Genomic DNA, 12,979 nt, shown 5'->3' on the forward strand with positions numbered 1-12,979 from the left:
TACTGCGACCCTTCCAAGACTAACTTCGAGCACGTCTGTGCTGCGATGTTCGCGGCCGGCGTGGTCATTTCAGGGCAGTGAGAGCTCAACTTCCAGGTACGTCACTGGTTGCTCCGCTGCAGCATCTCCAGATGCTCCGAGCACACCGTCTTGACTAATTCAACCAACAAGGCCGTTTGCTCTCCAAGCCACCCAAGAGCCTCCTCGCTCATCTCGAAATGTTTTGAGTAGCGTGCCTTCACATAAGCCTCGTTCAAGCTATTGAACCAGGCACGCTCGCGTTGCTGCTCGCGAGGAAAGGCCCCTGCTAACCGTCTATCCTGCTCCTCGGCGAGCGAGCGAAGGAACTTGATGTTGTGAGATGGAGGGCCGTAATTGGTGAGCGTGAGAAGTGTGCAGGCGTACGCTTGCTCCACCGTCTGGTGCAAATCGAATGCAGCGACATCGAAGTTGCCCCTCGAGATGTGAAAAGCGGCGCCTTGGGCAAACTGTTGCAGTAGTTTCATGCGATTTGAAAAATGTTCTTTCGCCACTCGCAATCGATCTGCCGGCGAGAGCGGCTTCGGTTCCGCAAGCGGCTCCTCGTCGAGTTCATAGACGACGATACCTTCCTTGCGGATATCAGAGAAGAAATACTGGCCCTCTTTCAGGTAAGTGTTCACCTCGCGCCTGGAATGGACAATGAAGCTTACCGGCGTTTCGATCGACTTGTCGTGGATCAGCCGGTCAGCGGCCTTGTACCAGTAGTCGGCGAACTCGCAGAGTTTGCGATTGTTGACGATGATCAGCAGATCGAAATCAGAGCGATACCCCTTCATCGTGAAAGGTTCATCCACCCATCCGCCCTTGGCGTACGAGCCAAACAGGATGATCTTCAAGATCCTGCCGCGCTTCTTGAAGTCCGCCGTACCGTCCTTCACCGCGTCTTCAAATTCCTCGTGGAGGATTTCCAAAACACGGCCAATCTCTCGCTGCTTGCGAAGCGGCATATGATCGACGGACGACTTCATACACAATCGATAGGCGAAAGATTCTGCACCGTCCACGAGAATTTTGGCGCGGGCCTCCAACCTCAATTTTCCCTGCATCTCCGATCTCGATTTTCAACGAATGCACAAAGCTGACGGCTCAACCCAGGCGCAGCCTGTCAAGCCGCGGAAAGGTCCAGCCCATTTAACTATCTTGAATTCGCTAGTTAAATCATCTAAGCTGTCGTACCTGAGAACGACGCGGCGATAAAATGGTTGGAAACACGTTCCTAATAGCGCCTGCGGCCTCTTGGTCCAGTCGGTGCGATGTAGCTCGCTGGTCCGACGTACTTGACAGGATTGGAGACGTCTGATGGCGATCATGTTCGTAAGAGCGCAAGTGATCAGCAGGGGCGCGGGGCGCAGCATCATTTCGGCTGCTGCTTATCGTCATCGCACCCGGATGATGGATGAACAGGTCGGCGCCTCCTTCAACTATCGCGGTGGTGCTTCCGATCTGGTGCATGAGGAGCTTGCCTTGCCAGACTGTGTTCCGGATTGGCTCCATGAGGAGCTTGCCTTGCCAGACTGTGTTCCGGATTGGCTCCATGAGGCGATCGACGGCCTTTCCGTTGCTAGTGCTAGCGAAGCGCTTTGGAATGCTGTGGAGGCCTTCGAGACGCTGGGAAACGCACAGCTTGCCCGCGAGTTGATCATCGCCCTGCCAGAGGAACTGACCCGGGCGGAGAATATTACACTGGTTCGCGAATTTGTTCGGGACAATCTCACAGCTAGGGGCATGGTGGTTGATTGGGTCTATCACGACAAGGATGGCAATCCCCACGCCCATGTAATGACGACGCTGAGGCCACTCGCGGAGGAGGGGTTTGGCCGGAAGCGGGTGACGATCATGGGCGAAGACGGGAAGCCCTTGCGTGTCGTCACGCCCGACAGTCCGAACGGGAGGATTGTCAATAGGGTCTGGGCCGGCGACAGGGAAACGATGAAGGCCTGGAAGATCGCCTGGGCGGAAACAGCCAACCGGCATCTGGCGCTGGCCGGTCACGAGATCCGGCTCGATGGGCGCTCCTATGCCGAACAGAACCTCGGCGGCATCGCCCAGAGACATCTCGGGTCAGTGAAGGCAGCCCTCGCCGGCAAGGGCAAGGAGCTTTACTTCACTCCCGCCGATCTTGCCCGGCGCCAGGAGATAGCCGACCGGCTGCTGGCCGAGCCTGAGCTTCTCTTGAAGCAACTTGGCAACGAACGCTCCACCTTCGACGAGAAGGATATCGCCAAGGCGCTGCACCGCACTGTCGATGATTCCACCGATTTTGCTAACATCCGTGCCCGGCTGATGGCGTCCGACCAGCTGGTCATGCTGAAGCCGCAGGAGGTTGATGCGGAGACCGGCAAGGTATCGGAACCGACCGTGTTCACGACGCGGGACATGCTGCGCATCGAATACGACATGGCCCAGTCCGCACAGGTCCTACTGAAGCGGGACGGCTTTGGCGTCTCGCCACGGCACGTCGCATCCGCGATCGAACGCGTCGAGAGCGCCGACCCTAAAACTCCGTTTCGGCTCGATGCGGAGCAGGTCGATGCTGTCCGTCATGTCACCGGCGACAGTGGCATAGCCGCCGTCGTCGGCCTTGCCGGCGCCGGCAAATCGACGCTGTTGGCGGCGGCGGGTCTTGCCTGGGAGGGCGAGGGCAGGAGGGTGATGGGTGCCGCCCTTGCCGGCAAGGCGGCGGAAGGGCTGGAAGACAGTTCGGGCATCAAGTCGCGCACGCTTGCGTCCTGGGAATTGGCCTGGGCCAACGGGCGCGACACGCTCCATCGCGGCGATGTGCTTGTTATCGACGAGGCCGGCATGGTGTCATCGCAGCAGATGGCACGTGTGCTGAAGATTGCCGAGGAGGCTGCGGTAAAGGTCGTCCTGGTCGGTGATGCAATGCAGTTGCAGCCGATCCAGGCCGGTGCCGCCTTCCGGGCGATCACTGAACGCATCGGCTTTGCCGAGCTTGCCGGTGTGCGCCGCCAACGCGAGGCGTGGGCGCGCGATGCCTCGCGGCTGTTTGCCCGCGGCGAGATCGAGAAAGGGCTGGACGTCTATGCCCGGCATGACCATCTGGTCGAGGCGGAAACACGCGGCGAGATCGTCGATCGCATCGTTGTTGATTGGGCCGAGGCGCGCAAGCAGGCAATCGGTCGGTCCGTTTCCGAGGGCAGGGATGGCCGCCTGCGCGGTGACGAACTGCTCGTGCTTGCCCACACCAATGACGATGTCCGCGCCTTGAACGACGTGCTGCGCGAAGTCATGGCTGGCGACAATGCGCTGAGCGACGGCCGCACCTTCCAGACTGCTCGCGGGGCGCGGGAATTTGCCGCTGGCGATCGTATCATCTTCCTGGAGAATGCCCGTTTCCTTGAGCCGCGGGCCAGGCAGCCGGGTCCGCAATATGTCAAGAACGGCATGCTCGGCACCGTCGTTTCCACCGGTGACAAGCGCGGTGATCCGCTTCTGTCAGTCTTTCTCGATAATGGTGACAAGGTCGTCTTCAGCGAAAACAGCTATCGCAATGTCGATCACGGCTATGCCGTGACGATCCACAAATCGCAGGGCGCCACCGTCGACCGCACCTTTGTGCTTGCGACCGGCATGATGGACGAGCATCTGACTTATGTGTCAATGACCCGGCATCGCGATCGCGTCGATCTTTATGCGGCGAGCCAAGATTTTGAGCCAAAACCTGACTGGGGCCGCAAGCCCAGCGTCGATCATGCTGCCGGCGTTACCGGCGAGCTTGTGGAAACCGGAGAGGCAAAGTTCCGGCCCGATGACGAGGATGCCGACGACAGCCCCTATGCCGATGTCAAGACGGATGACGGAACCGTCCATCGGCTTTGGGGCGTGAGCCTGCCGAAGGCACTCGAGGAGGCCGGTATCCTGGAAGGCGATACCGTTATCTTGCGCAAGGACGGCGTGGAACGGGTCAAGGCGAGCGTTCCCGTCGTTGACGAGGAGACAGGTCACAAGCGTTACGAGGAGAGGGAAGTCGATCGCAACGTCTGGACGGCGCAACAGGTCGAGACCGCCGAGGCTCGTCGGGAGCGGATTGAGCGCGAGAGCCATCGGCCGGAGCTGTTCAAGCAGCTTGTCGAGCGCCTGTCGCGCTCCGGCGCCAAGACGACGACGCTCGATTTTGAAAGCGGGGCTGGTTATCGCGCATATGCCGACGACTTCGCCCGGCGCCGCGGGATCGATCAGCTTTCGTTGGCCGCAGTCGAGATGGAGGAAAGCCTTTCCCGGCGCTTTGCGTGGATTGCTGTAAAGAAGGAGCAGGCGGAAAAACTCTGGGACAGGGCGAGCGTGGCGCTTGGCTTCGCGATCGAGCGGGAACGGCGGGTCGTCTACAGCGATGGCCGAACAGAATCCCACGTCGTCTCGGGTGCAAGCGCTGGCGAAGCACGCTATCTGATCCCGCCGACCACTTCCTTCGTCACGAGCGTCGAGGAGGATGCGCGGCTGCTGCAGCTTTCGTCCCCGACCTGGGCGGAGCGGGAAGCGATCCTTCGACCGCTGCTGGAGAAGATCTATCGCAATCCGCATGCAGCACTTGTCGCCCTTAACGCGCTGGCGTCAGAAGCCAGTGCCGAACCGCGCAAGCTCGCCGAGGATCTTGCCGCAGAACCCGAGCGGCTTGGCCGGCTGCGCGGCTCCGATCTCATCATCGACGGGCGGGCCGCCCGCAACGAGCGTAGCGCCGCAATCTCGGCTCTGGAGGACCTGCGGCCGCTCGCACGAGCCCATGCGACCGAGTTCCGTAGGAATGTTGAACGATTCCACGAACGCGAGGAGAGACGTCGGGGGCATATGGCGTTGTCCGTCCCGGCGCTCTCCAGACATGCGATTGCGCGGCTTATGGAAATCGAGGCGGTACGCAGCCAAGGCGGGGACGACGCCTATAAGACGGCCTTTGCGCTCGCCGCCGAGGACCGTTCGGTCGTCCAGGAAATCAGGGCGGTCAGCGACGCATTGACCGCACGCTTTGGCTGGAGCGCCTTCACCGCGAAGGCGGATGCGGTTGCCGAGCGTAACATTGCCGGGCTCATGCCGGAAGATCTGATACCGGGCCAGGGTGAGACGCTGATCAAACTGTTCGAGGCCGTGAAGCGTTTTGGCGACGAGCAGCATCTCGCCGAGCGCCAGGATCGGTCGAAGATCGTCGCGGCTGCCAGCGCCGTTCCGGGCAAGGAGCCAGGGAAAGAGGATGTGCCCATGCTTGCCGCCGTCACCGAGTTTAAGACGCCGGTCGACGAGGAGGCACGATTGCGGGCGCTCTCTAACCCTCTCTATCGCCAACAGAGTGCCGCATTGGCCAACGCCGCAACAACCATCTGGCGCGATCCGGCAGGCGCCATCGACAAGTTCGAGGAACTGCTCCAGAAAGGTTTTGTTGCTGATCGCATTGCCGCCGCGATGACCAACGATCCGGCCGCCTACGGCACGTTGCGCGGTTCGGATCGCCTGATGGACCGGATGCTGGCGTCCGGCCGGGAGCGGAAAGAGGCGATGCGGGCCGTGCCGGAGGGGGCGACCCGCCTGCGCGCGCTCGGTGCCACCTATGCCAATTTGCTCGATGCAGAACGCAAGGTCATTACAGCAGAGCGGCAGCGCATGGCGGTTGCAATTCCAGGTCTGTCGAAAGCGGCGGAGGAGGCGCTCGTGCAACGGATGGCACATGCGCGGGGGAATGGTCGCAAGCCTAACATCTCGGCCACTCCTCTCGATGCAAACATCCGTCAGGAGTTCGCCGACGTCAGCCGGGCGCTCGACGAGCGCTTTGGGCGAGATGCCGTCATCCGAGGTGACAAGGATTTCATCAATCGCGTGCCGCTTGCGCAGCGCCCGGCCTTTGCGGCGATGCAGGAGAAATTGAAGGTCGTGCAACAGAGCGTCCGCCAGGAAAACAGCGAGCAGATTATGGCGGAACGGCGCAAACGCGCCGTCAACCGTGATATAAAATTGGGAGGTTTTTAACAAATAGCCAAGGAAGTGGAAACTCTGGTCGCCGTTTTCCGCGCAACCGAGGCAGCTAGATCCCATTCAACGGTACCTTTTTCCCGGAGCAAAAGTCGATCCTCGCCTTTTTCATTTAATGGAACCGTTCGGGCTCCCGACCCGTTCTCCAGGTTAACGGGAGAATATGCATGTCGAAGACCCTTCTCTACGGCGCGACCAAGATTGACGAGACGAACAGCGCCTATGCGCCGGTCGAAAGCCTGGCGGCCTTCCAGTGGAAGAACCGCGTTTTCGTCGTGTTTGCCGACAGGGATAATGCCCGCGCCGCCAGCCAGGAAAATCAGCTTTTGGCCGACCGTTCAGCCCTCGACGAGCGTGATCTGGTGGTGCTTAAGATCTCAGGCGCAACTGTCCGGCCGCTCTTCGGTGCGGCGAACGGTCTTGACGGCGAAGCGATCCGCCGCGATCTCGAAGCGTCGGAGATCGGGGAATTCGCCGCCTTCCTGCTCGGCAAGGACGGAACCGTCAAACTCAAGGTCAGCGAGCCGATCACCAATGGCGAGCTCTTCGCCATCATCGACAGCATGCCCGTGCGCGCGGAGATGCTGAAGTCGGACAAATAAGCCCGCCCCAACGTCAGTTTAATCCAGGATCATGAAAAGGGAGGCGGTCATGTCCGTGCCCAACGAACCCATTCCCGATCAGCCGCCGATGCCGGCGCCAGGCTGGAAGCCGGTGCCGCCGATCAAGGAGCCTGAGCCGGACAGATTGCCCGACGAGGCGCCGGTTCCCAATCCCGATGAGAACGACGAGCCGGCAAGGCATGTTAGCGGCGTTTAAAGAAAGATCTGCCGCTCGGCGCTGACGAGTTCCTGCAGGAAGTCGACGACGCTCCTGACGCGCACGAGGTCGCGCGCCGTTTCGTGATAGGTCGTCCAATAGGCGCGGCGGATCGAGATCTCAGGCAGGATGCGCTGGAGCTCCGGATACTGCCGGGCGATATAATCATGCAGAATGCCGATGCCGGCGCCGGATCGCACCGCCTCCGTCTGGCCGATCGCCGTCGAGATTTCGAAGCCGGCGTCCCAGCTGCGCATCACCTCGCCGGAGAAATTCAGCGAGGCGGTGAAGAGCAGATCCTCGACATAGCCGATGCGCGGATGGGCCTTCAGCGCCTCGACATCGCCGGGCCTGCCGTGGGCGGCGAGATAATCGCGCGAGGCATAGAGACCGAGCGTGTAATCCGTCAGCTTGGAGGAAACCAGCCGGCCTTGTTCGGGACGTTCCAGCGTGATGGCGATGTCGGCCTCGCGCTGCGACAGCGAGAAGGAGCGCGGGACCGGCACGAGCTGGATCTTCAATTCCGGATGACGCTCGATCAACCTGCCCATCCGCGGCGCGAGAAAAGAGACGCCGAACCCGTCGGGCGCGCCGACACGCACCGTGCCGGCGATTGCCGTGTCGGTGTGGCCGAGATTGGCCTGCACTGCCAACATTTCGGTTTCCATGCGCTCGGCGGCGTGCAGAAAGACCTCGCCTTCGGCCGTCAGCTCGCAGCCATTCGTGCGGCGGATGAAAAGCCGCGTCTTCAGTGCCTCTTCGAGCGATGTCAGCCGCCGTGAAAGCGTGGCATGGTTGAGCCCCAGCCGCTTCGAAGCGGCAAGAATCTGCCCGGTGCGGGCAACGGCGAGGAAAATGCGGACATCGTCCCAGTTCATGGCTTGGCACGCATCGCAATCGGATCGACGTCCATCAGCGTCAACGACGTCACCATGCCGGCCGTCTCACGCTTATATTTGAGGAAATGCGGTGTCTGCAGATGGGCCTCGTAGGCTTCCTGGTCGGCGTAGACCTCGAGGATGCGGATTTGGTTTGGATTGCCCCGGATGGAAACGCGTTGAGTGAGAGAACGCCGTCTTCCAGCGCAACCGACGCCTCGATTTCTTCCGTGAGCAGGGCGCGATACGCTTCGAGCGTCTCCGGATCAATCTCCAGCTCCGCCATTCTGACAACAGGTTTCCGGCTCATCGGTCCGACCTTCCCTGGGGTTTGACTTGTCCTTGCGCCGTACCAAGTTTGGAGGCAGCAATAAGTGTCATTGGGCTACAATATGTGCACAACGGTTCCTTATATCAGCGCATTGATTTGTGCAAATTGAAGTGCGATTGTAGGCCATCCCAAAAACAGGAGGAGCACCCATGCGTGAGATCGGTCATTTCATCGGCGGCAAGGAAGTCGCCGGCACCAGCGGCCGCGTCAGCAATGTTTACAATCCGGCAACCGGCGAAGTGCAGGCGACCGTCGCGCTCGCAAGCGTCGAGGAACTGCGCGCCGCCGTCGAAAACGCCAAGGCCGCGCAGCCGAAATGGGCTGCCACCAACCCGCAGCGCCGCGCCCGCGTCTTCTTCAAGTTCGTCGAACTCCTAAACAAGCACATGGATGAGCTCGCCGAAATGCTCTCCAAGGAGCACGGCAAGACGATCGAGGATGCCAAGGGCGACGTCATCCGCGGCCTCGAAGTCTGCGAATTCGTCTGCGGCATTCCGCATCTCGCCAAGGGTGAGTTCACTGAGGGCGCGGGCCCGGCGATCGACATGTATTCGATCCGTCAGCCGGTCGGCATCGGCGCCGGCATCACCCCCTTCAACTTCCCGGGCATGATCCCGATGTGGATGTTCGCGCCGGCGATCGCCTGCGGCAACGCCTTCATCTTGAAGCCCTCAGAGCGCGATCCGTCCCTGCCGATCCGTCTTGCCGAACTGATGATCGAGGCCGGACTGCCGGCCGGCATCCTCAACGTCGTCAACGGGGACAAGGGTGCCGTCGACGCGATCCTCACCGATCCCGATATCGGCGCCGTCTCCTTCGTCGGCTCGACGCCGATCGCCCGCTACGTCTACGGCACGGCGGCAATGAACGGCAAGCGCGCCCAGTGCTTCGGCGGCGCCAAGAACCACATGATCATCATGCCGGACGCCGACATGGATCAGGCCGTAAACGCGCTGATGGGCGCAGGTTACGGTTCGGCCGGCGAGCGCTGCATGGCGATCTCGGTTGCCGTTCCGGTCGGCAAAGAAACCGCCAACCGCCTGGTCGAGATGCTGGCGCCGAAGATCGAATCGCTTCGCATCGGCCCCTATACCGACGACAAGGCCGATATGGGCCCGCTGGTCACCAAGGACGCCTACACGCGGGTGCGCGGCCTGATCGACCGCGGCGTCGAGGAAGGCGCCAAGCTCGTGGTCGACGGCCGCGATTTCAAGCTCCAGGGCTATGAAGACGGCTATTTCGTCGGCGGCTGCCTGTTCGATCACGTGACGCCCGAGATGGACATCTACAAGACCGAAATCTTCGGACCTGTCCTCTCCGTCGTCCGCGCCAAGAACTATGAGGAAGCGCTGTCGCTGCCGATGAAGCACGAATACGGCAACGGCGTCGCGATCTACACGCGTGACGGCGATGCCGCCCGCGATTTCGCCTCGCGCGTCAATATCGGCATGATCGGCATCAACGTTCCGATCCCGGTTCCGCTCGCCTACCACTCGTTTGGCGGCTGGAAGGCCTCGAGCTTCGGCGATCTCAATCAGCACGGCACGGACTCGATCAAGTTCTGGACCAAGACCAAGACCGTCACCGCCCGCTGGCCCTCCGGCATCAAGAGCGGCGCCGAATTCGTCATGCCGACGATGAAGTGATGAGCGACATCATTCTGCAATTTGGTGGTCTTTTGGCCTGATAAGCCTCTGACAACCCCCTGGCATGGTTCAGGGGGTTGTGTTCATTGGGACCCTGCGACCGAGCCGCGGTCCGTTAATGGTGCTCGATCAGTTGCTCCTAACGACGGTCGTCCTCCGCTTGATCCGACGCTCCCGCTTCAGCATCGAGGTCGGCATTGTCGGCCTAGTGCCAGCTGTGCCACAGCGGGTGTCGCCAGCTATGGCATTCACGAAAGCTCCCAAACTCGCCATGACCTAAAGACATCAGGCCACCAACTTCGCCGCCGGGCAACCAAGCAACTGCTGGACGAAACTCAGGGAAAATGCCGCAGACGCGGCAGGCATTCCGCAGGCTCGAAAATCTCGGCCTGACCGATGCGGTACGCGCGACGACGGATGCGACGCGGCTCTATTCCTTCTGGGACTATCAGGCAGGTGCATGGCCGAAGAACAACGGCATCCGCATCGACCACCTGCTGCTCTCACCGGAGGCTGCCGACCGGATGACGTCGGCGGCGATCGAAAAACATGTACGGGCCTGGGAAAAGCCGTCCGACCACGTACCTGTCATCGCCTATTTCGATTTTGCGGCCTGACCTTCGCAACCCGTAACGCGTCATTGCAAGCGCGCGACAGGGCGCTCATGACGGCTTCAGTCGTCGGAGCCGCTTGCGATGGCGTGCGAGAGCGAGACCGCCGTGCGCCGGTCGGCCTCGTTGGAAACCGAGAAGGCCTGCTCCTGAAGCGCTTCCATCCAGCTGCAGTCCTTGGGCTTGCAGCGGTCGAGAGCGGCAGTCATCAGCGCGAGACCGCGGGCCGTCTGACCTTCGTCAAAGAGAATATTTCCGAAAACCGCCATGGCGCCGGGATGGCCACTCTTGCGCGCCTGGTTCAACCATTTCTTCGCCTGCTGCGGGCTGGCATTGCCGCCCTCGCCGGCCAGCATCATCTGCGCCAACTGGAACTGCGCTTCGGGAACGCCAAAGGTTGAGGCCACCTGGAAATAAAGCTGGCGTGCCTGGGTGAGATCAATCTTGACCGGGCTGCCTGATATGCCGTGTTTGTAGTAATTGGCGAGCGACAGAAGCGCGTTGACGAAGAAGCCGGTGTCTTCCGAACCGGGTTCGACACCCTGCTGGGCAATCTCGCTGTAGATCTTGAAGGCTTCGAAATCATCCTGGGCGACGCCGTCGCCGTCGGCATACATATTGGCGAGCGCCCAGCGCGAACCGGTATGGCCCTTTTCGGCGGCGTACTTGTAAGCTTCGACCGCCTCCTCCTTCTGTCCGTTCTTATAGGCCTTGAAGCCGAACTTGAAGAGGTCGAAAGGACCGGATTCCTTACTGACGTCGCTCTTGATGTCGAAAGCGCGAACCGGGCCGGACATTGCCAGCGCTATCCCCATGCCCATCAGCATGAATTTGAACAATTTGAACTCGGACGTTACCATTTCAACCGATTTCTTTCGTTCATCGCACGCAGCCGGCGCCGGCGCCGGGCAGACGGTGGATGTATTCATTCGAGGCGAGCGATCCCGCGGTGGGCTCCATGGCCCCTTTGCCCGCGTCGCATCCAGCCCATTGGCCTTTTCCGAAAGGCCGAATTTTCAGCATGTCATCTAGAACCACCCGGCTCCCGGCATGGCCTGACTGCAATCTGCCTGGCATTCCTTTGGCAGGCGCGGCATCCGCCTTCCCGCCTTTATCGCTTTCGTAAACAGCAAATGTGACGAAACCAGTATCGTCTTCTCCGCCAAAGCCGCGCTGCTCGGGCGCACGGGTCGACAAAACCGGCATTGGAGGGATCGACAACCGCGTTGCAAGGCGGGATCTGCGGCCGGAACAGCCTTGTCCAAAAAGCGAAACGGCCGCAATCGAACGACTGTCGCCAATCGCGCCGCATGACCTGCTGTTGCCGGAAAAAAATCGACCCATGCTACTCTTTACACGCACCCTACGTCTGCCGTCGTCTCGCCTGCCAATAGCGCTGCGCTCTCTTTGTGGCGGGAAATAGACAAATTCGCCCCGCAGCCACGATACGATATTTGTCGCAAAAAGACCGTTGCTGCCTCGTCACAAATCCGAAGGGTCGCCTTTCTTGCCGGCCTTCCAAGGAAGCCTGGCAAACCGGCGAGCTTCAAGACTTCTACTTAGGTCTAGATTCACCGGAGAAATCTAGGCTTTGCGACGCCTGGTTCGCCGGAAGCCGTGGCGGTCCTCACTCGCGGCCGCTCCGTCCCCGTTGCTATCTCGCGCCAATCCCCTTCCGTTCGGCGAGATTGCCAGCGGATCGACAAAAGGATGTCGTCGCAGGCTGCGACATGGCTTTGCCACGCATCTGCTGGAGAGCGTCCACCCGCACCCTAATCCATTCAGGTCCCTGCTCGGTTGGAATAAGCCGCCGACAAATTGCCCGGTTTGCCAGGTGCTTTCGACCCTCTGTTTCGAGTCAATCTCACGGGGCTGAACGTCGCGATCGCTCCTCAGCACGCTCTCCACCGATCTGGCCAGCACGAGCGAAGGCAGGCATCATCGATGACGACCCAGAGGGTTTCGGTGCAGAATTGACGTCGCGGCAAATGGCCTCATAAGCTGAATGCGAATTTCATATTTTGGAATTGTTCAAAACTGCCAAACCGCCTATATAGGTCTGAACAGGCACGAGTCAGGAGATCGGCATGCGGTTGACGAAGCAGACCAACTATGCGGTTCGCATGTTGATGTATTGTGCTGCCAATGAAGGGCAGCTGAGCCGCATCCCGGAGATCGCCAAGGCTTACGGCGTTTCCGAGCTCTTTCTTTTCAAGATCCTTCAGCCGCTGAACAAGGCAGGTCTGGTCGAGACCGTTCGCGGCCGCAACGGCGGCGTACGCTTGGGCAAGCCGGCGGCCGACATCACCCTCTTCGATGTGGTGCGGGTCACGGAAGACAGTTTCGCCATGGCCGAATGCTTCGAGGATGACGGCATGGTCGAATGCCCGCTGGTCGACAGCTGCGGCTTGAATTCGGCGCTGCGCAAGGCGCTCAATGCCTTCTTCGCCGTGCTGTCGGAATATACGATCGACGACCTCGTCAAGGCACGGCCGCAGATCAATTTCCTTCTTGGACTGACCGGTGAGCAGGCCTATCGCAAGCCCGCGATCGTCGCCCCGGCCGCCTAATTCACGGAAGAACAGACTTGTAAAACCGCGGTTGCCCGGGCAGCCGCGGTTTTTGTTGCGTCGCTTTCGCCCGCTCGCGGATGCGGGAAATGGTCATTATGCGCAG

Annotated in this window: 9 protein-coding genes and 2 pseudogenes; 6 read left to right on the top strand and 5 right to left on the bottom strand. The window is 60.7% G+C overall.

Annotated elements, in window-relative coordinates; genetic code table 11:
- Positions 1-101: 101 nt before the first annotated feature.
- Complete coding sequence (locus RHE_RS03670; protein ID WP_011424087.1) at positions 102-1,088, bottom strand: nucleotidyltransferase and HEPN domain-containing protein; 987 nt, start codon at positions 1,086-1,088, stop codon at positions 102-104.
- 253 nt (positions 1,089-1,341) lie between these two features.
- Between RHE_RS03670 and traA the strand changes: the two genes are divergently transcribed.
- The 3 genes from traA to RHE_RS33180 all read left to right on the top strand — a co-directional run bounded on the left by traA (position 1,342) and on the right by RHE_RS33180 (position 6,837).
- Entirely contained in the window at positions 1,342-6,015 is a 4,674-nt protein-coding gene (gene traA / locus RHE_RS03675; protein ID WP_011424088.1) for a Ti-type conjugative transfer relaxase TraA, read from the top strand.
- 170 nt (positions 6,016-6,185) lie between these two features.
- The gene (locus RHE_RS03680; RefSeq protein ID WP_011424089.1) at positions 6,186-6,620 is read left to right on the top strand and encodes a DUF4174 domain-containing protein; all 435 of its coding nucleotides are present in this window, start codon (positions 6,186-6,188) and stop codon (positions 6,618-6,620) included.
- 49 nt (positions 6,621-6,669) lie between these two features.
- Positions 6,670-6,837 (top strand): hypothetical protein, encoded by a 168-nt coding sequence (locus RHE_RS33180; RefSeq protein WP_011424090.1) that lies wholly within the window; start codon positions 6,670-6,672, stop codon positions 6,835-6,837.
- Here RHE_RS33180 and RHE_RS03685 read toward each other — a convergent pair.
- Together RHE_RS03685 and RHE_RS31385 are read right to left on the bottom strand one after the other, a co-directional pair.
- On the bottom strand, positions 6,834-7,715 hold the full coding sequence (locus RHE_RS03685) for a LysR family transcriptional regulator (protein WP_011424091.1): 882 nt from the start codon (positions 7,713-7,715) through the stop codon (positions 6,834-6,836). The two genes, RHE_RS33180 and RHE_RS03685, sit on opposite strands and share 4 nt — an antisense overlap.
- A pseudogene (locus tag RHE_RS31385) lies at positions 7,712-8,025 on the bottom strand (putative quinol monooxygenase). Before RHE_RS31385 ends, RHE_RS03685 begins: the two are co-directional and overlap by 4 nt.
- 170 nt (positions 8,026-8,195) lie before the next feature.
- Between RHE_RS31385 and RHE_RS03695 the strand changes: the two are divergent.
- Both RHE_RS03695 and RHE_RS03705 read left to right on the top strand, forming a co-directional pair.
- Complete coding sequence (locus tag RHE_RS03695; protein WP_011424092.1) at positions 8,196-9,692, top strand: CoA-acylating methylmalonate-semialdehyde dehydrogenase; 1,497 nt, start codon at positions 8,196-8,198, stop codon at positions 9,690-9,692.
- Positions 9,693-10,036: 344 nt separating this feature from the next.
- A pseudogene (locus tag RHE_RS03705) lies at positions 10,037-10,309 on the top strand (endonuclease/exonuclease/phosphatase family protein); the annotation flags it as partial.
- A gap of 56 nt (positions 10,310-10,365) precedes the next feature.
- Here RHE_RS03705 and exoR read toward each other — a convergent pair.
- The gene (gene exoR, locus RHE_RS03710; RefSeq protein WP_011424094.1) at positions 10,366-11,163 is read right to left on the bottom strand and encodes an exopolysaccharide production regulator ExoR; all 798 of its coding nucleotides are present in this window, start codon (positions 11,161-11,163) and stop codon (positions 10,366-10,368) included.
- 19 nt (positions 11,164-11,182) lie between these two features.
- The gene (locus RHE_RS03715; protein WP_244425755.1) at positions 11,183-11,509 is read right to left on the bottom strand and encodes a hypothetical protein; all 327 of its coding nucleotides are present in this window, start codon (positions 11,507-11,509) and stop codon (positions 11,183-11,185) included.
- An 881-nt stretch (positions 11,510-12,390) separates the two neighbouring features.
- Between RHE_RS03715 and rirA the strand changes: the two genes are divergently transcribed.
- Positions 12,391-12,873 carry an iron-responsive transcriptional regulator RirA gene (gene rirA, locus RHE_RS03720; protein ID WP_011424096.1) on the top strand — a complete coding sequence of 161 codons (483 nt, stop codon included), beginning with the start codon at positions 12,391-12,393 and terminating at the stop codon, positions 12,871-12,873.
- Positions 12,874-12,979: the final 106 nt, after the last annotated feature.

Origin of the sequence: Rhizobium etli CFN 42, assembly GCF_000092045.1 — a bacterium.
Taxonomy (GTDB): domain Bacteria; phylum Pseudomonadota; class Alphaproteobacteria; order Rhizobiales; family Rhizobiaceae; genus Rhizobium; species Rhizobium etli.

Bases quoted from the DNA above. Each gene is read 5' to 3' on its own strand.
- exoR (WP_011424094.1), bottom strand. From the start codon at position 11,163: ATGGTAACGTCCGAGTTCAAATTGTTCAAATTCATGCTGATGGGCATG.
- RHE_RS03695 (WP_011424092.1), top strand. From the start codon at position 8,196: ATGCGTGAGATCGGTCATTTCATCGGCGGCAAGGAAGTCGCCGGCACC.
- RHE_RS33180 (WP_011424090.1), top strand. From the start codon at position 6,670: ATGTCCGTGCCCAACGAACCCATTCCCGATCAGCCGCCGATGCCGGCG.
- RHE_RS03680 (WP_011424089.1), top strand. From the start codon at position 6,186: ATGTCGAAGACCCTTCTCTACGGCGCGACCAAGATTGACGAGACGAAC.
- rirA (WP_011424096.1), top strand. From the start codon at position 12,391: ATGCGGTTGACGAAGCAGACCAACTATGCGGTTCGCATGTTGATGTAT.
- traA (WP_011424088.1), top strand. From the start codon at position 1,342: ATGGCGATCATGTTCGTAAGAGCGCAAGTGATCAGCAGGGGCGCGGGG.
- RHE_RS03685 (WP_011424091.1), bottom strand. From the start codon at position 7,715: ATGAACTGGGACGATGTCCGCATTTTCCTCGCCGTTGCCCGCACCGGG.
- RHE_RS03715 (WP_244425755.1), bottom strand. From the start codon at position 11,509: ATGCCGGTTTTGTCGACCCGTGCGCCCGAGCAGCGCGGCTTTGGCGGA.
- RHE_RS03670 (WP_011424087.1), bottom strand. From the start codon at position 1,088: ATGCAGGGAAAATTGAGGTTGGAGGCCCGCGCCAAAATTCTCGTGGAC.